A 15,538-nucleotide genomic window follows, 5' to 3' on the forward strand; every position below is an offset into this window, starting at 1 on the left:
AACGGAACGAGAAGGAAAGTGGCCATGCGAGGGTTCGTCGTCAGTCGCTACAAGGGGCCGCTGCAGGAGGCGGACGTCCCTGAGCCCGTGGTCGGAGAGCGCGACGTGCTCATCCAGGTCCAGGCTGCCGGGCTCAACATGCTCGACGAGAAGATCCGGGCGGGTGAGTTCAAGCAGATCCTTCCGTACAAGTTGCCGCAGATCCTCGGCAACGACGTCGCCGGAACGGTGATCGGCCTCGGCGCGAAGGTGCAGGGATTCCGGCTCGGCGACGAGGTGTTTGGCCGGCCCGACAAGGACCGTATCGGAACGTTCGCGGAGCGCATCGCGGTCGCCGAGGCCGACCTGGCGCTCAAGCCGGCATCGGTCAGCTTCGAGGAGGCGGCCTCGTTGCCGCTGGTGGCCTTGACGGCATGGCAGGCGCTCGTCGAGCGGGGCAACCTGCAGCCGGGGCAACGGGTTCTCATCCACGCCGGCGCGGGCGGAGTCGGGACAATCGCGATCCAGCTCGCCAAGCACCTTGGCGCCACGGTCGCCACCACGGTCAGCGCCGGCAACGTCGACTTCGTGCGCGAACTCGGGGCGGACCTCGTCGTCGACTACCGCAGCCAGGACTTCGGACAGCTCCTCGACGGGTACGACCTGGTCCTGGACAGCCTCGGCGGGAAGAACCTTGAGAAGTCGCTGCGCGTGCTGCGCCCCGGCGGCACGGCGATCGGGATTGCTGGCCCGCCTGACGCGGCGTTCGCTCGCGAGCTCGGTGCGAACCCGCTGCTCCGGCTGGTGATGACCGCCCTGAGCAGTCGCATCCGCCGCCTGGCCCGGCGCCTCGGCGTGACCTACGAGTTCCTCTTCATGCGCGCCAGCGGTGACCAGCTTCGCCAGATCACTGCGCTCATCGACGGCGGCGCGCTGCGGCCGATCGTCGGACGGGTCTTCGACTTCGACCAGACCGTGCAGGCAGTGCAGTCGCTGGCAAACGGCGGCATCCGCGGCAAGGCCGTCATCAGCAGGACCTGACAACCCACAGGCACCACCCACGAAACAGGAGAACACCATGAACACCAACAGCCACGCACAGGACGACGTCATCACCGCCTACAAAGATGCACCCGCCCGCACCGTCGACGCCGACGGCGTCACCTACGCGTACCGCGAGCTGGGACCGAAGGGCGGTATCCCTGTCGTCTTCTTCGTCCACCTCGCCGCAACCCTCGACAACTGGGACCCCCGGATCATCGACCCGATCGCGCAAGGCCGTCACGTCGTCGCCTTCGACAACCGCGGGGTCGGGGCGTCCACCGGCCAGGTTCCGGACAGTGTCGAGGCGATGGCCGACGACGCCTACATCTTCATCAAGGCGCTCGGCCTCGACAAGGTCGACATCTTCTCCTTCTCTCTCGGCGGCATGATCGCCCAGGCCCTCGTGGTGAAGCATCCCGAGCTGGTCCGCAAGCTCGTCCTCACTGGCACCGGACCTGCGGGTGGCAAGGACATCGACAAGGTCGCCGGCACCACCTACTACGACATCCTGCGCGCCACCCTGACCCGGTCGGACCCGAAGGAGTTCCTGTTCTTCAACCGCAGCGCTACCGGCAAGCCCGCCGCGCGCGCGTTCGTCAACCGGCTCAAAGAGCGCACCGCCGACCGCGACGCACCGATGAAGATCAAGGGGTTCCAGACGCAGCTCAAGGCGATCAAGAACTGGGGACGCTCCGCCCCCGCTGACCTGTCGAAGATCACCCAGCCCACCCTGATCGCCAACGGCGACAACGACCGCATGGTGCCCTCGATCCTCTCCGAGGATCTGCACCGGCGCATCAAGGACAGCCAGCTGATCATCTACCCCGACTCCGGTCATGGCGGCATCTTCCAGTTCCACGAGAAGTTCGCCCCCGTGGCGGTCGAGTTCCTCGCCCGATGACCACTCGTGGCCGTGGAAGAATGAACGGCGGCACATTCGAGCCCACAGCAGGAGCCCGGACAGCAGACAAGGACAGCAGCCATGCCACTCGCATCCCAACCAGTCGGACGGCGCGAGCGGAACAAGCAGCAGAAGCTCGACCGCATCACCGCCGCCGCCCGAGAGCTCTTCGCCGAGCGCGGCGTCGACGAGGTCACCACCCAGGAGATCGCCGACAAGGCCGACATCGGCGCGGGCACACTGTTTCTCTACGCCAAGACCAAGGGCGAGCTCCTCCTGCTCGTACAGAACTCCACCTACGCCGAAGCGCTCGCACAAGGCGCGTCGGCAGCCGAGAGCATCCCCGACATACTCGACGCGGTGATCGCGATCGTCCGCCCCGTCGTGGAGTGCAACCGCAAACAGATCGACAATGGGCGCACCTACCTGCGCGAGATCGTCTTCGGCGACCCCGAGGAGCCCCGCCACCGCGACGCGCTCGTCCTGACCGTCCAGACTGAAAAGGCGATCGCCGACGTGCTACAGCGAAACGAGCGGATCAACTCCGGCGACGCCGCGACGCTCGCGCACATCGTCTCCGCGATCATGTTTGTCAGCATGGCGGCGACAATCAACATCGCCAACCCGGTCGACGACATCGTGCAGGAGATCAGAGACCAGGTCCGGATTCTGCTGCCGAGGTAATTCCGAGGGGCCGCGGGGATGCGACCCCGGCAGACTGGCCCGCCCCTGCATTGAGGTCGGTACTCCGAGTTCCGGAAGGGTTCTCCGCCGTAGGGCCGTCAGATCGCTACGTGATTGCTACCGAGAGAGCCGTCGTCGGCCGACGTGAGTCTGTGCGGCAATTGCCGAAGGTTGTCCTCGACGTGGCGAAGAACATGCCCCTGGCAACCACTAGGCGTGCCACGGAGAATATCGAACACGAGGGCCGTCGCGAGCTCCGCGACTGATGCGTGGGTCTGATGAGCCCAGGCCGTCAGCAGGTGGGCCGCTTCGGATGCGGAGACGTCGAACCAGACCATGAGTACGTCGCGGGCCTGCTCGACGACTATCGGGGTATACACCTCATCCATCGCAGGGACATCCTCTGCAGGACAGCTGGCGGCTGGACACCGGCTGCTTCCCAACCGTCGGCCGTCTAATCTCGCGGCCATCGACAGTCCAGTACCCCACCCCAATCCCGCATCCCGCCAAGCAAACGGTGCCGGCTGATCCAGGTAGGCGCCGATCGGGGCCGGACGGGCTCGTCTCGCAGTTTGGCTCAGTCGGGAGGTTCGACCGGGCGGCCCTCATTTCCGTCGGTGACATCCTCGTCTTCAGGCGGACGTCGTACGTCGTTGCGCACGGGACCGGGCGCCTGCTGGCCTTCGTCGTGTTCGACGGTGTCGAAGTCCAGGCCGCCCTTGTCGAGTTCATCGTTCTCGAGGGCTTCGTTGAGTTCGGTGTCGCTGACGGTCTTGTGCTTGTCGTCGGGGTTGGGCCGGTCGAAGCTCATGGGTCGCCTCCAGATAGGTGGCCATCCAGTAACCCGGCCACCGCCTCCGCAATCATGGCCGTCAGTCGTGGACTGGTGTGGCGCGGCAGTGGTGTGCGGCGAGGATCTCGCGGCGGCGGTCGCCGCGCAGTGCCGGCGTCGTTCCGGTGGTAACAGTCTGTACGGGCTCGGCGTCTATGAGGCTCCTGTCTGAACCCGGCCTCGCGTTACCTCGTGACTCGCAGACCAAGCCACGCGGCGAGTCCAACGAGATCCTGGACCGACCCGCACTCGCTGAGAAGTGAGAGGCCGTTCGTTCACTGCAAGAACGCAGAGGACTTGCTCAGTCGGTGAGTATGAGGAGGGCGTTGCTGACGACCTCGGTGAGGGCAGGGTCGATCCAGTAGCCGCGCTTGGCCAGCGTCTGGGCGTCGATGCCGAGGGTCATCGCGATCACCAGTGGCTGGATTGGCGTCGCCGCCTGCGGGCCCCTCAGATGTGCGCCGAGCAGCTTGCCGCCGGAGGACGCGTCTGGAGACGGCGGCGGGACCAGGTAGTCGTCTTCGACCGAGGGCCGGAAGGGGTCCTCCCGGCGTATTCCCTCCGTCCATGGCGCCGCGAGACGTATCGGTGGCGTTCGTCGCATCCTTGCCGCCTGCCGCCAGTGCCCGTGTGAGGCGACCCGCCACAACGCCCGCCGCCGCCATCAGCAGGAACATGCCGGGCTTGCGCCGAGCGAACCTGCGGACCGGACCGCGTACCTGCGATCAATGCACTCGAGCGGTGCCAATCGGAATTTCCGGCCGTGGTGGCACAGGTGGTTCTTCGCCCAGCAGGAGAGCCGGCCGAACGGGTGAGTCGCGCGGATCCGGAGACCGGTGCGACGCCTGGACGACGAACTCACCCCAAGCGCTCAAGTCCACCACCACAAGCCGAACGCAACCCAGCAGCTCTGATACAGAAGACATGAAGAGGTCTAGGGCTGGTGGGGTGACTCAGGTGTGCCGCGGCCAGTGCGCGTCTGAAGTTCATCGATCAGACGCGAGGCCTCGGCCTTGCTCAAAGTGTCCGGGACGTCAACTCCCGCTTCTTGAGCAAGCGTGCCGAGGTACGACTGCTGCGGACCTGTCATCGGTTCGTCGCCGGTCGTCCACTTGTCGGGATCCTTCTCCGGCATCGGTTGCACAGTCATTGCCGCCTCCATACGCGAACATGCGATCGAATACAGGGCCCAGTACCCACTACCGCTACTCACATGCGTCCGCTGGAGGTCTTGGTCGATGTGGCCAGCGATGTCAGACGGGTGCGTATTCCTGATCCCGCAGCAGCCGGGCGAGATGGGCCGCTTTCGAGCACAGCCGTCCGCAGCGGATTCTGGAGGAAGCGATGACGAATGAGAGGTCAGGCGAGGTCGGCGATCTGCGGTTGGCGACAATCGTCGTCAACGCGCTCGACACGCACCGCGCCGCAGCGTTCTGGAGCAAGGCCGTCGAACTACCCGGCGGAGCACGACTTCATCGTGCTCCGCGACACCGAGGGCAACGAGTTCTGCGTCATCCATGTCGACTGAGAGCAGACTGCCAGGCTGGATGAAAGGTCACGGTTCAGCGCGGTACGTCGCCGCGCCAGGCGCCGGTCTCTTGACCTCGCTCTTCGATGAAAGTCTTGAACCGCTCCAGATCGCTCTTGACCCGCCCCTCGATCACGCCGAGCTTGTCACCTACCGTCTCCAGGAAACCGTCAGGGTCGATGTCCATCTGCGCTGTCACTCGGCTGGTCGTGTCACTCAGCTTGTGGAACGTGACAACACCGGCGTGCTCGGGGCCTGAATCTGACCTCCAGGCAACCCGCTCGTCGGGATGCTGCTCCGTGACCGTCGCGTCGAACTCACGGGTCGCTCCGCCGACCTTCACAACCCAGTGAATGTGCTTGTCATCGAGCTGCCGGATCTCCCGCACGCCCTCCATGAATCGCGGGAAGGACTCGAACTGGGTCCACTGGTTGTAGGCCACCGTGACTGGAACGTCGACGTCGATCGATTGCGTGAACGTACTCATTCGCTATACCTCCGGGGAATCCTGGACTCATGTTCGACGCCTCCAGTACCCAGGGAGCCAGACCTGACTCTGGAAACTCGTTCGGTGCTGCTGAGACTCCGGCGTCCTTGTTTCCCTCGATTGGCCGACATGCGATGACCTTCGTTGCGAGAGGTCACCGGGAGTTGTGGCGCGAGTTGCCGCCAGCACGGAATCGACAGCGGCCACCTGCATCGTTCCACTGGAAGCTGCCGCGGCACCGCTCGAGCAGTAAGACGTCGACCGTCCCCCGGACCTTCTGCGGGCGGACTAGTGGTCAGATGCGCCGCTCGGCAGCGAGACCTCCTCGTTGTCGGCCGGGAATTTGCCCGGGTCGCGAGTGATCGCCGCCCGCAGACCGCCGAGAAGACGGATGACTTTGCTGGCCGGGGCCGACCAGTATCGCCTGGCCTGCTAAGGAAACCAGACACACGAGACGCAGACACGGTGCCACGCTTTCGAGGCATAACGATGGGTACCTGCGCGGAATCACCACTAGGAACGAGGAGGAGCTGATGACTTCCATCGACGTGATCGACGTCCTGACCGCGGACCACAGAGAAGTCCAGGAACTTGCGAATCAGATCAGCGCAACTGCCTCCACGGACGAACGCAGGGAGTTGACCGACCAGCTGATCGCAGAACTGGTGCGGCACTCGGTCGCCGAGGAAATGTACGTCTACCCCGCGATGCGCGACCATCTTCCCGACGGCGAGAAGGCCGTCGAGCACGACACCGAGGAACACAAGGAGCTTGAGACTCTCATGAAGCAACTGGAGGGCGCGGACGCGGCGACGACGGCCTTCGAAGACACTCTCCGGAATTTGCAAGAGGTCCTGGTAGACCACGTGCAGGACGAGGAGACCGAGCAATTCCCGCAACTGCGGACGAGCATACCTGCCGCCAAGCTGATCGAACTGAAGGAGAAGGTCGAGACGGCGAAGAGGCTCGCACCCACCAGACCGCACCCGGCCGCACCGAACGCCGAACTCTTTCACAAGCTCGTCGGTCCCGGGGTGGGACTGGTCGATCGCCTCCGCGACAAACTCACCGGCCGCAACTCGTAGCGCCCTGCAGATCCTGCGGCCGGGAGAGCAACGTGCCCGCCTACCAAGTCCGTCGTACGGCTCGCCCGCACGCGGGTACCTGGTCACCAGTTCGGCGCAGGACGTTGCCGACAGCAACGCAACTGTGCGCCCGGAAGCCGTTGGCTACCGCGCCGATCGAGACAGGCCTGGTGGAAACGGTGATCTCGAGGGCGGGAGGAGTCCTCGTGCCTTCCGATCGGCTCGCCCTGGCCGAACTGCCAAGACGCCCATACGGACACCAGGAGATGACTGTGGCGGCCTCAACGTGACGGATTCCGGCAGGGTTGACGTGCGGTCGTCGGTGCTCGCGGCCGGGGTGATCGGCATCGCCGTGATGGCGGCGGTCGATGAGATCGTGTTCCACCAGGTGCTGGGATGGCATCACTTCTACGATCGGTCGACACTCACAATTGGCCTCTTGTCGGACGGCCTCCTCCACGCCGCCGAACTCGTTGCTCTGGTTGGTGGATTCGCCTGGTACGCCGATCTACGCCGCAGGCGTGTCATGGGCACAGTGGCCGGCTGGGGCGGGTTCTTGACGGGGGCAGGGCTGTTCCAACTGTTCGACGGTTTTGTCGATCACAAGATCCTGCGGCTGCATCAGGTCCGGTACGGCGTGAACCTGCTGATCTACGACGTGCTGTGGAACATCGCCGGCGGCCTGCTGGTGCTGGTCGGTCTGACGCTGGTATGGCGAGTACGGTCGCATGCACACTCTCGTGAGCCCTGACCACGTCGGCCGCGAGTCCGGCAGTCCAGGACTGGGTGTGTTCCCACTCGTCTTGGTCGGCCTTCTCGCCGTGGCATATCTCGTGGCCGCCGTACATGACAAGCGACGCTGGAGCCACCGCCGGACAGCGGCGTGGCTGGTCGGCTGCTGCTCACTGGCCGTCGCGGTGTCGCTGATGTTTGGCGACGGGACATCTGGCGTGCGCTTGCACATGACTCAGCATCTGCTGTTCGGCATGGTCGCTCCGCTTGGGCTGGTTCTGGGTGCCCCGGTGACCCTACTGTTGCGGATCTCCCCTCCGCGGGTACGGCGGACGATGTCGCGGCTGCTGCGGTCCCGGCCGTTGCACGTGCTGAGTCATCCCGCCGTGGCGGGATTGTTGAGTACCGGCACGCTGTATCTGATTCTCCTGACGCCGCTGTATTCAGCTGCCGAGAACCACCAACTTCTCCACCACAGCCTGCACTTGCACTACTTGGCCGCGGGCTATCTGTTCACCTGGTCCATCTGCGGACCTGATCCAGCGCCCCGTCGGCCCAGCGTGCGGGTGCGAACGACGGCGCTGATTCTGGCGGGCGCCGCTCACGCGGTGCTGGCGAAGCTGATGTATGCGCAGGCCGACGGTCGCGGCGCCGAACTTACCGGTGACGACGCCGCGGCGGTCCGGACCGCCGCGAAGTTGATGTACTACGGCGGCGACGTCGTAGAACTCCTCCTCGCGCTCGCCTTGTTCGTCACCTGGTATCACCACCGCAGCCGTCTCGCCGTGCCCGCTGTCGGGAAGGCACGCCCACGCGCTGGCAGCCGGTCGAAGGACCGTGAGCAACGCCGGCCGGGCCGTACGTCGCCGGCGCCCTACCACCCGCGTCGTCCACTCGGAGACGACCATTAAGGTTTGTGCGGTCTCGATAGGTCACCCACTGCAGAAGCCGCCATCAGCTCAGCGGGTACCGATCGGCCGATTCGCATGTCGTCAAACCTCGGGTGGCATCCGACTTGTCAACGATTCGGGGTGGAACGATGTTGATCCGCACTGCCCCGTTCCGGGAGCTCGACCGGCTCGCCCAACAGCTGACTAGCCAGGCATCACCAGGGACGTGGTCGCATCCGAGCCCAATGCCGATGGCCGACGAAGCGTTCGCGATCGCCGGCTGAGCCAAGGGCGTCCACCTCAGGAGCAGGCCGCCGACGCTGCCGTGTGGATCCGGGCCCGACTTGCCCAGCCAATGAGTCCGCACCCCAACGACTCGAGATTTTGCTGGCGCTCATCTCATCGCCACGCCACCTTCGGCTGAAGGATGGTGACGCAGGTCTCCACTGGACGAAATTCGCGCTTCAGGCGCTGAACTGCAGCTATCCGGCCTCCTGCTGCACGCTCGCGGATCCACGTCGGAGATCGCCGCGGTCACTGATGAGGTCGTAGCCGACGTGTACAACCTGCAGATCGACGCCGAGGCGGGTCCGCTGGTCGAGTGCTTCGGAACCCACGCCACAGTCCTGATCCGCGACACTACGACCGACGACCGCTGGCCAGCTTGGGCGGCGAAAGTGGCCGGCCTCGGGGTGGGCAGCGTGCTGGACGTCCCGTTGACAGTCAACGCCAGCAAGCAGTCAGTCGGCGTACTCGGCTTGTACAGCCCGCAGCCGGATGCGTTTGGCGACGACGAAGCGATCGCACACATTCTGGCCCGGCACGCGTCAGTCGCCGTCGCGACCGCGCGACGTGAAGTAACGATGGCCTGGGGTTCGCCGCCAGGGCCTCCACGAATCGCGGCGGCCCACGACCTTGGAAGGCTCTGCCGGTCATCGGACTGGTAACTCTCTCCGTCTACTACATCACTTATGACCCGTTCGAGACCGTGTGATGCCGCACTTCGTCAGCGAGCAGCTCGGCAGCGGCGTCAATGGCTACACGATCCTGTGGACCTCGTACGGCGCGGCCGCGTGGCTGACGCATGGCAGTCCGGCCTCAATGTCGGGTGGAAGTCCTGATCCAGCAGAGGCGCGACGTCGTTCTGCTGGCGTTTTGTACGCGGGTGTTGCGGACACTGGAGCGCTATGCCGACCGCGCTGCCTGTTGCCTCGCCGCTGGACACCGGACTCGCGCTGCAGGATGTCTTCCTGCCGCTTGTCGCCCAGGGCGCAATCCTCCGACGACCACGGCTCGGCACTCTCGCGGAGCAGTTGCATGCCGACGATCGAGCTCTCCGCCGCGTTCGGCACCTCCGACGTAAGTACGGCGAAGGCCCGGTGCTGTTCCGATTCCCGGGTCGCACGATCGCGCTGGTTCTCGCACCGGACGACGTCTGCCGACTGCTCGCCGAGACGCCCGAACCGTTCACGGCCGCGACAACGGATAAAGCCGGCGCGCTCCGGCACTTCCAGCCGCACTCGGTGCTCGTCAGCGATCCTCCGCTGCGCGCGCCTCGACGGGAGCTCAATGAGCAGGTGCTCGACACCCATCAGCCGGTGCACCGCCACGGCCACCGGATGCTCGAGGTGGTCCGCGAGGAGCTCGACACGATGACGGCGACCTTGAGCTGGGATGACTTCCGCGCCATCTGGTCACGCATTGCGCGGCGCATTGTTCTCGGCGACTCCGCGCGCGACGACACCGAGGTTTCCGCCCAGCTCGATCAGCTCCGCGCGGACGCCAACTGGGCCGGGTTCCACCGTCGCCGCGACGAGCTCAGGCACCACTTCCTGGCCGCGCTCGGGAGCTACGTCGACGAGGCCGAGCAGGGAAGTCTCGTCGAGATCGTCCATGACCTCGGCGCAGACCACGGCGGCGTTGACAGTGCGGACGCGAACCTGCGGCTCGGCGATCTCGATCCGGCCGGTCAGGTCCCACACTGGCTCTTCGCCTTCGACGCCGCGGGGATCGCACTCTGGCGACTGTTTGCCGTGCTCGCCACCCGCCCCGCCGCCCTGGAACAGATCGTCGCGGAAGGCAATCATCCCGAGGCCTCACCCCTGCTCGCCGAGGCCGGCGCAGCGGTCCAGGAGTCACTCCGGCTCTGGCCGACAACCCTCGTCGTACTGCGGGAGTCGGACGCCGACACCGAGTGGCGCGGTCGCATCGCACCCGCCGGCACAGAGTTCGCCATCGTCAGCTCGGTCTTTCACCGAGACGAGCAGGCGCTCGACTTCGCCCACAGGTTCGAGCCCATGATCTGGCTCGACGGCCGATCCGACGCCTCATGGCCGATCATTCCGTTCAGCGCCGGTCCGGCAGAGTGCCCCGGTCGCAACGTCGTACTCCTCACCACCAGCGCCGCGGTGAGCCACGTTTCCATGCGCTACAACCTCGACCTCGACCCAACCACACGCGCGAAGCTAGCCGGCCGAATGCCTACCACTCTCAACCACGCCACCATCCGCCTCGGCTTCTGGCGTCAAAACTGCACTGCGGAAGGAGATTCACCATGAGCACCACCCCCGTACCGCCCGTACCGCCCGTACCGCCGGTGCCACCCCTGCCCGACCCCACCGACCCCGACCGCTCGTTCCCCGGCCGAACCGACCCGGACCACGACACCACGCCGTACCCCGACCCACAACCAGACGAAGACCCCGACGAACAACTCCCACGCGACACCTCGTCTTCGACAAGGTGAAGAGGCTCTTCGGGCAACTCCCAGATCCCCGCGTGCTCGCGCCGCCAGTCGTCGCAGCATCGATTCGCGAGATCCGTCAGGACCTGTGCGGTGCCCGAGTCCAGCACGTGGCCTTAGGTCTCGCAGAGAGGTAGACGATCTGGAAGAGATCGCCATACGGCTCCAGATTGCCCGTCTCCGAGGCCGGATCAGGACGCGAGGGGCGCATACTCCAACTCGTCGCGTCCATCCGCTGGGGTGGCCGGATGATAGGTCAACGCGCCCTGTCTCCTTCACATTCGCCGGTCAGCGCCCACTGGTACCCGACGACTAACTCCCACAACGTCGGCCACCTCCGGTTTCGGCTATGCCGTTGTGGAGTCGTCGAGATCAGGTCGCTTCGTGGTGGTACGGGGGGACGACTGAGGGCGGTCCCGAGAGCGGGTGTCGTCGTTCTGCAGATCACACAGCACGGCCAGGTTGCCGTACGGTGTCAGGTCCCCTTCGCCAAGGCCTGCCAAACCGTACGACTCGAGGAATCGCAGCATGCCGTGCTCGAGGTGATCACCCAGCCGGGCGAGCCTGCGGGCGAGCTCCAGGTCACGCGACGTACCGCGCTGGGGATGATCGACCTCTTCGATAGCGGCCATCAACTGCCCACAGGTAGCGTGCGCACCCAACGGCGAGCCGCCGGCCCGGGTATTGACGATCAGCGCCAACGCGAAGGCCTCAGGAGTGATCACCCGGCTCCACCGCAGATCTTGGACGGCAATTCCGACCACGCTGCCGCGCAGGTCTGCTGCGAGGTCACGCATCAGCGCAATGCTGGGACCGTTCCACCACACGATCTGCCACCGTCTGGCAGGGTTGCCGCGAACGGGATTCCAGTGCGATCCGACCGCCACACCAGAGGCGACGGTCAACTGGTGAGCGAATCGTGCGACCAAGCGGCCCTCGCGACGCAGATGCTCGAGACGACAAGGCGTGGTGCCCATCAGGAGCTCCAACCAGGGAACCGCTGGCCACGCGAAGCCAACTGCCGGACCTCTTGCCAGCGGTGCATTGAACGGTACGCGAACACCATCGTTGGCTCAACCCGATCCGATCGAGCTGAGATATGAGTCTTGACGAACCTCTCACCGGAGGCATCCGGGTGAATTCCGTTGCTCCAGGCCCCATCTGGACCCCGCTCATCCCAGCCACGATGCCGGCCGAGAAGGTCGGCGACTTCGGTGCCGACACCCCGCTCGGGCGTGCCGGACAGCCCGCCGAGCTCGCGCCACTCTACGTGTTCCTCGCCTCCGGGCCTCAATCCGCAGATGGATGCCGTTCACTCGCACGGGTGATCCAGCGGCCGGCAACGACAGCGATGCTGACAGCATGACTGCCGTCCTGCCCACATCGGAACTCGACCGAGGCGCTCCACGCTGGATGACGTGGGTCCCGTGGCTGGCCGTCGTTTGGGCCGCAGGCTACGGATGCGTGCGGCTGTGGTTCGCCCTAGGCCACGAACCAACGTGGAAGCTGCCTACCGCAGACTTGCTGGTCCCGGGCTGGGTCTCGGTCATTGCTTGTGTGGTCAGCGCGCTCCTGGTCCTGACGCCGGCACGGACCCGCGCGCTCATGGTGCTGACGTACGCCATCGCCGTCGGATGGACAGCCGCCTGCGCCTTGGCGCTCCTGGACGTCGTCGCCGGGGTCTTGCCCGGACTGGGTATCCCCTTCGACCTGGCTGGCATGCTCAGCCGTCTCGGCGGCCTGACCGGCGCCGTACTCCTTGCCGGTACGGCGCTGTCGCGGCAGCGGCAACTCGACGGATCTTGCCTGGGATGCAGCAACCGTCGCCGCACGGCAACATCCACACCGAAGTGGGCGATCGCCGCTGCCTGGATTGCCATCGCCGGTTGTGCAACGCGACTGGCAGCGCAGGCGGCCATCGGCTTCGACGCCGTGTCCTACGCACCCGGCCTGCAGATGATCCTCTTCGAGGCAGGCTTCTTACTCGCTGGTCTCGCGCTGCCGCTGCTGCTGGTCTACCGCCCCGGCCGTGTGTTCCCGCGATGGATGCTGCTACTGCCCGGCATCGGACTCGGCACGGGTATCAGCGCGTACTTCGGGGTCGGCTTGATTCAGATGACCGCAGCCGCTCTCCAAGGCAAACCGGTCTATGCAGAGATCGGCCTACCGACCAGCTTCTTCTGGGTAGCGGTGCCCGCATACCTCCTCTGGGGCCTCGGACTCGCAGTCGCCACCTACGGCTATGCCCAACGCACCCGGAAACCCTGCAAGCTCTGCGGTAGGTGAGAGCCGAAAGACACGAAGCGTTCTCGTGGGCCGGCAACGCACATCTTTACGCATCCCAATCAGCGCAAGAAGATGGTCAGCGGCGGCAACCGGTGCCCCCTAAGTCCTTGCCAGTCAAGGTCCCGTACCAGCGCGGCCCTACTCCAGCCTGGCGAGGGACGCCGGGTCCGAGTCACTCCATCATCCACGCGTGCTCGCGATCAGGCGTTCGGCCACCAATCGCAACTTCACGTTGCCGTCCTGGGACAGCCGGGTCAGAAACGCGAAGGCGCGATCGTCGCGCAGCTTGTAACGCTCCATCACTATGCCGACCGCAGTACCGATCGTGCCTCGGGTCCGGACGGCTTCCTGCAGATTATGAATCTCCCGGGCGTAGTCGATCGCCATGGCTGCCTGGTGCCGGAACAGCTGACCAATCGCACCCAGGTCACTGAAAGCACCGGGCTCGTGAGCGTACAGATTCAAGGCCCCACGTGACTTCGGAGCATCGAACAGCCGGATCCCCGCCTGGGCGCCGATACCCGCGGCCACCGCGCTCGCCGCGTACCGCGGGAAGCGCTGGTCCCGGGCCAGATCGGGAGCCGCGATGTGAACAGTATCTGCCGCTGCGTGGTAGCAAGGGCCCTCACGCAGCTCGTACTGCGCGGCATCGATGCCCCACAGTAAGTCGTCGGTCGGAGCAATCGTCTCCAGTTGGCCGTCGCCATGGAGGATCGTGATGCTGGCGTAGTCGGTGTCGGGCAACGTTTCGACCGCAGCCACAGTGATGCGACTCAGCGTGTGATCGAGGTCCCCGGGCGTCAGCGTCCGCGCCATTCGCTGAGCCAGATCCAGAAGCCGGTCGTTGTTCACGGCGTGGCCGGTACCCCGCATTCTGGTCCGGATGCGCGCCGATAACCTGCAGATGAGCTTCACCAGAAGCATTCCGCCGCTCGCGCCACGCATCTTTCCATGCTGGCGAGCCAGCATCCGAGCAGCTTCTCCAGCCATGGCACTCATCCGCAGAGCCCTGACGCGCACGACGGCACCTGGAGGGCAACGCACTTGCGGCACTGACGGCATGCGGCGACGATTTTGGGGCACCACCAACTCAAGGCGACATCGGCGCTCGAGAGTTGGTGTCGTTTGAGGTCCCCGGTGTTGAAACAGGCAGCACCGTGGACCGCCCAACCGCCGCGGCGGTTGTGATGCCGCTGGGCGCATTGACCGCCGCATGCCACGCCGACACCTGTCAGACGATCATGACGCGCAAACTGACCCGCCTACGCCTGATCAGCCGGCCAGCGAACTGAGGCCGCGCGGTGATCACGTGTGTGTAGTGAACTGCTCGCACAGCAGCATGCGACCCGACTACTCCATCGCTACCGTCAGTTCTCCGATCTGGTCTCGAATCTGTGCCGGATCCGCAACCAGGCCGTACGTCAGCACCGCGGCGATGATGGCCGGAACACGGAGAGCAACGCGAGTTCGAGCCGTGCCGCCGATCAGGCCTCGGCGTCATCATGGCTTGGGAGACGAAGCCGATCAGGGATAGTCATCGTTGAGGTCGACCGATTGAGTCTGGGTGCTGGCGGGATCAGATCCTCCGAGCCCCGGCCTGACGAGCTGCACTGCCGAGGAGGTCAAATGTCCGGAAAGTCGGCGAACGTCAAGAACGAGAAGTAGTACGAGGCGCTCGAGGACAAGGGGACGTCGAAGGAGCGTGAGCGAAGACCACCACCGCGTCCAGTACGTCGATGTGCTCGATGCCGGCGTACTCAACGGCATCAGTGTCCGGCGGCTACGTGGCGTGCTGCGAGACGCGAGTTCGGGCGGCCATGGCGGCACGGCAAGCAACTGTTCGTTCCGGTGGTGGGCTCGCGCGGCGGCGCCGCCGTACTGCTGCACTTCGGCATGACCGGGTCATTGCACTGGGCAACCAGTCCGCACCGCCACGACCGGATCGTTTCGGTTTCGGTTTCGGTTTCGGTTTCGGTTTCGGTTTCGGCGATGGTGAACTGCGCTACCGCGACATGCGCAAGCTCCACGGACGCGGCTTCGCTCGCGATGAGAACGCCCTACAGCGCGAACTCGACCAACTCGGCCCGGATGCTGCAGACCTGTCAGCCACGGAGCTCAGGAGCCGGTTGAGCGGACTGCGCCGGCAGATCAAACCCGCACTCGTGGACCAGTCGGTGATCGCCGGCCTCGGCAATCTCCTGGCCGACGAGATCCTGTGGCGCGCTACATTCACCGGCGCCGATCATGCACCGATCTGCACGGCCAGGACTTCGCCCGCCTCCACGCCAGGATGCGCACCGTCCTACGGAAGTCCATCGAGCAAGGCCGCGTGCCACCGCGCAAGAGA

Annotated in this window: 20 protein-coding genes and 1 pseudogene; 14 read left to right on the top strand and 7 right to left on the bottom strand. The window is 65.5% G+C overall.

The features are described from left to right. Positions 1 to 24: 24 nt before the first annotated feature. From E0H75_RS28945 to E0H75_RS28955, 3 genes are all read left to right on the top strand, one after another. Complete coding sequence (locus E0H75_RS28945) at positions 25 to 1,020, top strand: NADP-dependent oxidoreductase (RefSeq protein ID WP_131516837.1); 996 nt, start codon at positions 25 to 27, stop codon at positions 1,018 to 1,020. Positions 1,021 to 1,057: 37 nt separating this feature from the next. Further along, entirely contained in the window at positions 1,058 to 1,924 is an 867-nt protein-coding gene (locus tag E0H75_RS28950; protein ID WP_131516838.1) for an alpha/beta fold hydrolase, read from the top strand. 81 nt (positions 1,925 to 2,005) lie between these two features. Further along, positions 2,006 to 2,608, top strand: coding sequence for a TetR/AcrR family transcriptional regulator (locus tag E0H75_RS28955; RefSeq protein ID WP_131516839.1), 603 nt, complete (start codon positions 2,006 to 2,008; stop codon positions 2,606 to 2,608). Between the two features lie 98 nt (positions 2,609 to 2,706). Here the strand turns inward: E0H75_RS28955 and E0H75_RS28960 are convergent, their stop codons facing one another. From E0H75_RS28960 to E0H75_RS28980, 5 genes are all read right to left on the bottom strand, one after another. Then, the gene (locus E0H75_RS28960; protein ID WP_165554097.1) at positions 2,707 to 2,997 is read right to left on the bottom strand and encodes an ANTAR domain-containing protein; all 291 of its coding nucleotides are present in this window, start codon (positions 2,995 to 2,997) and stop codon (positions 2,707 to 2,709) included. Between the two features lie 188 nt (positions 2,998 to 3,185). Beyond that, the gene (locus E0H75_RS28965) at positions 3,186 to 3,419 is read right to left on the bottom strand and encodes a hypothetical protein (protein ID WP_131516842.1); all 234 of its coding nucleotides are present in this window, start codon (positions 3,417 to 3,419) and stop codon (positions 3,186 to 3,188) included. Positions 3,420 to 3,741: 322 nt separating this feature from the next. Then, a complete protein-coding gene (locus E0H75_RS43720; protein ID WP_202873220.1) occupies positions 3,742 to 4,044 on the bottom strand; it encodes a hypothetical protein in 303 nt (100 codons plus the stop codon). Between the two features lie 330 nt (positions 4,045 to 4,374). Next, entirely contained in the window at positions 4,375 to 4,590 is a 216-nt protein-coding gene (locus E0H75_RS28975; protein WP_131516843.1) for a DUF3072 domain-containing protein, read from the bottom strand. A gap of 412 nt (positions 4,591 to 5,002) precedes the next feature. Continuing rightward, the gene (locus E0H75_RS28980) at positions 5,003 to 5,455 is read right to left on the bottom strand and encodes an SRPBCC family protein (RefSeq protein WP_131516844.1); all 453 of its coding nucleotides are present in this window, start codon (positions 5,453 to 5,455) and stop codon (positions 5,003 to 5,005) included. A gap of 548 nt (positions 5,456 to 6,003) precedes the next feature. Between E0H75_RS28980 and E0H75_RS28985 the strand changes: the two genes are divergently transcribed. The 6 genes from E0H75_RS28985 (at position 6,004) to E0H75_RS29015 (ending at position 10,908) form a co-directional block, all read left to right on the top strand. Further along, positions 6,004 to 6,540, top strand: a complete 537-nt coding sequence (locus E0H75_RS28985; RefSeq protein WP_238163334.1) for a hemerythrin domain-containing protein — start codon at positions 6,004 to 6,006, stop codon at positions 6,538 to 6,540. A gap of 310 nt (positions 6,541 to 6,850) precedes the next feature. After that, positions 6,851 to 7,291: a DUF2243 domain-containing protein gene (locus tag E0H75_RS28990; RefSeq protein ID WP_202873221.1), complete on the top strand. Its 441-nt coding sequence runs from the start codon at positions 6,851 to 6,853 to the stop codon at positions 7,289 to 7,291. Beyond that, positions 7,269 to 8,183, top strand: a complete 915-nt coding sequence (locus tag E0H75_RS28995; protein WP_131516848.1) for a cytochrome c oxidase assembly protein — start codon at positions 7,269 to 7,271, stop codon at positions 8,181 to 8,183. The genes E0H75_RS28990 and E0H75_RS28995 overlap by 23 nt, the downstream gene beginning before the upstream one ends. Before the next feature lie 536 nt (positions 8,184 to 8,719). Beyond that, positions 8,720 to 9,109 carry a GAF domain-containing protein gene (locus tag E0H75_RS29005; RefSeq protein WP_238163335.1) on the top strand — a complete coding sequence of 130 codons (390 nt, stop codon included), beginning with the start codon at positions 8,720 to 8,722 and terminating at the stop codon, positions 9,107 to 9,109. Between the two features lie 240 nt (positions 9,110 to 9,349). Further along, positions 9,350 to 10,720 carry a cytochrome P450 gene (locus tag E0H75_RS29010; RefSeq protein WP_131516849.1) on the top strand — a complete coding sequence of 457 codons (1,371 nt, stop codon included), beginning with the start codon at positions 9,350 to 9,352 and terminating at the stop codon, positions 10,718 to 10,720. Continuing rightward, positions 10,717 to 10,908, top strand: coding sequence for a hypothetical protein (locus E0H75_RS29015; protein ID WP_131516851.1), 192 nt, complete (start codon positions 10,717 to 10,719; stop codon positions 10,906 to 10,908). Before E0H75_RS29010 ends, E0H75_RS29015 begins: the two co-directional genes overlap by 4 nt. A gap of 344 nt (positions 10,909 to 11,252) precedes the next feature. On the opposite strand, the gene E0H75_RS29020 is transcribed toward E0H75_RS29015, so the two are convergent. Next, on the bottom strand, positions 11,253 to 11,702 hold the full coding sequence (locus E0H75_RS29020; protein ID WP_131516852.1) for a hypothetical protein: 450 nt from the start codon (positions 11,700 to 11,702) through the stop codon (positions 11,253 to 11,255). A gap of 302 nt (positions 11,703 to 12,004) precedes the next feature. Between E0H75_RS29020 and E0H75_RS29025 the strand changes: the two genes are divergently transcribed. Both E0H75_RS29025 and E0H75_RS29030 read left to right on the top strand, forming a co-directional pair. Continuing rightward, positions 12,005 to 12,271, top strand: coding sequence for an SDR family oxidoreductase (locus E0H75_RS29025; protein WP_272948936.1), 267 nt, complete (start codon positions 12,005 to 12,007; stop codon positions 12,269 to 12,271). Beyond that, positions 12,268 to 13,191 (top strand): hypothetical protein, encoded by a 924-nt coding sequence (locus tag E0H75_RS29030; protein ID WP_131516853.1) that lies wholly within the window; start codon positions 12,268 to 12,270, stop codon positions 13,189 to 13,191. Before E0H75_RS29025 ends, E0H75_RS29030 begins: the two co-directional genes overlap by 4 nt. Before the next feature lie 180 nt (positions 13,192 to 13,371). Here E0H75_RS29030 and E0H75_RS29035 read toward each other — a convergent pair whose 3' ends face one another. Continuing rightward, positions 13,372 to 14,136 carry a GAF and ANTAR domain-containing protein gene (locus tag E0H75_RS29035; protein WP_165554099.1) on the bottom strand — a complete coding sequence of 255 codons (765 nt, stop codon included), beginning with the start codon at positions 14,134 to 14,136 and terminating at the stop codon, positions 13,372 to 13,374. Positions 14,137 to 14,893: 757 nt separating this feature from the next. Between E0H75_RS29035 and E0H75_RS44315 the strand changes: the two genes are divergently transcribed. The 3 genes and pseudogenes from E0H75_RS44315 to E0H75_RS45090 all read left to right on the top strand — a co-directional run. Continuing rightward, on the top strand, positions 14,894 to 15,088 hold the full coding sequence (locus tag E0H75_RS44315; protein WP_238163336.1) for a hypothetical protein: 195 nt from the start codon (positions 14,894 to 14,896) through the stop codon (positions 15,086 to 15,088). After that, a complete protein-coding gene (locus tag E0H75_RS45085) occupies positions 15,040 to 15,321 on the top strand; it encodes a hypothetical protein (RefSeq protein WP_420323306.1) in 282 nt (93 codons plus the stop codon). Before E0H75_RS44315 ends, E0H75_RS45085 begins: the two co-directional genes overlap by 49 nt. After that, positions 15,288 to 15,428 (top strand): annotated as a pseudogene (locus tag E0H75_RS45090) (Fpg/Nei family DNA glycosylase); the annotation flags it as partial. The gene E0H75_RS45085 and the pseudogene E0H75_RS45090, both read left to right, overlap by 34 nt. Between the last annotated feature and the right edge of the window lie 110 nt (positions 15,429 to 15,538).

This window comes from Kribbella capetownensis, from assembly GCF_004331485.1.
GTDB classification, from domain to species: Bacteria; Actinomycetota; Actinomycetes; order Propionibacteriales; family Kribbellaceae; genus Kribbella; species Kribbella capetownensis.

Bases quoted from the DNA above. Each gene is read 5' to 3' on its own strand.
- E0H75_RS28995 (WP_131516848.1), top strand. From the start codon at position 7,269: ATGCACACTCTCGTGAGCCCTGACCACGTCGGCCGCGAGTCCGGCAGT.
- E0H75_RS43720 (WP_202873220.1), bottom strand. From the start codon at position 4,044: ATGCGACGAACGCCACCGATACGTCTCGCGGCGCCATGGACGGAGGGA.
- E0H75_RS29010 (WP_131516849.1), top strand. From the start codon at position 9,350: ATGCCGACCGCGCTGCCTGTTGCCTCGCCGCTGGACACCGGACTCGCG.
- E0H75_RS29035 (WP_165554099.1), bottom strand. From the start codon at position 14,136: ATGCGTGGCGCGAGCGGCGGAATGCTTCTGGTGAAGCTCATCTGCAGG.
- E0H75_RS28980 (WP_131516844.1), bottom strand. From the start codon at position 5,455: ATGAGTACGTTCACGCAATCGATCGACGTCGACGTTCCAGTCACGGTG.
- E0H75_RS28965 (WP_131516842.1), bottom strand. From the start codon at position 3,419: ATGAGCTTCGACCGGCCCAACCCCGACGACAAGCACAAGACCGTCAGC.
- E0H75_RS29030 (WP_131516853.1), top strand. From the start codon at position 12,268: ATGACTGCCGTCCTGCCCACATCGGAACTCGACCGAGGCGCTCCACGC.
- E0H75_RS28975 (WP_131516843.1), bottom strand. From the start codon at position 4,590: ATGACTGTGCAACCGATGCCGGAGAAGGATCCCGACAAGTGGACGACC.
- E0H75_RS28945 (WP_131516837.1), top strand. From the start codon at position 25: ATGCGAGGGTTCGTCGTCAGTCGCTACAAGGGGCCGCTGCAGGAGGCG.
- E0H75_RS28950 (WP_131516838.1), top strand. From the start codon at position 1,058: ATGAACACCAACAGCCACGCACAGGACGACGTCATCACCGCCTACAAA.
- E0H75_RS28955 (WP_131516839.1), top strand. From the start codon at position 2,006: ATGCCACTCGCATCCCAACCAGTCGGACGGCGCGAGCGGAACAAGCAG.
- E0H75_RS29020 (WP_131516852.1), bottom strand. From the start codon at position 11,702: ATGCGTGACCTCGCAGCAGACCTGCGCGGCAGCGTGGTCGGAATTGCC.
- E0H75_RS29025 (WP_272948936.1), top strand. From the start codon at position 12,005: ATGAGTCTTGACGAACCTCTCACCGGAGGCATCCGGGTGAATTCCGTT.
- E0H75_RS28960 (WP_165554097.1), bottom strand. From the start codon at position 2,997: ATGGATGAGGTGTATACCCCGATAGTCGTCGAGCAGGCCCGCGACGTA.
- E0H75_RS29015 (WP_131516851.1), top strand. From the start codon at position 10,717: ATGAGCACCACCCCCGTACCGCCCGTACCGCCCGTACCGCCGGTGCCA.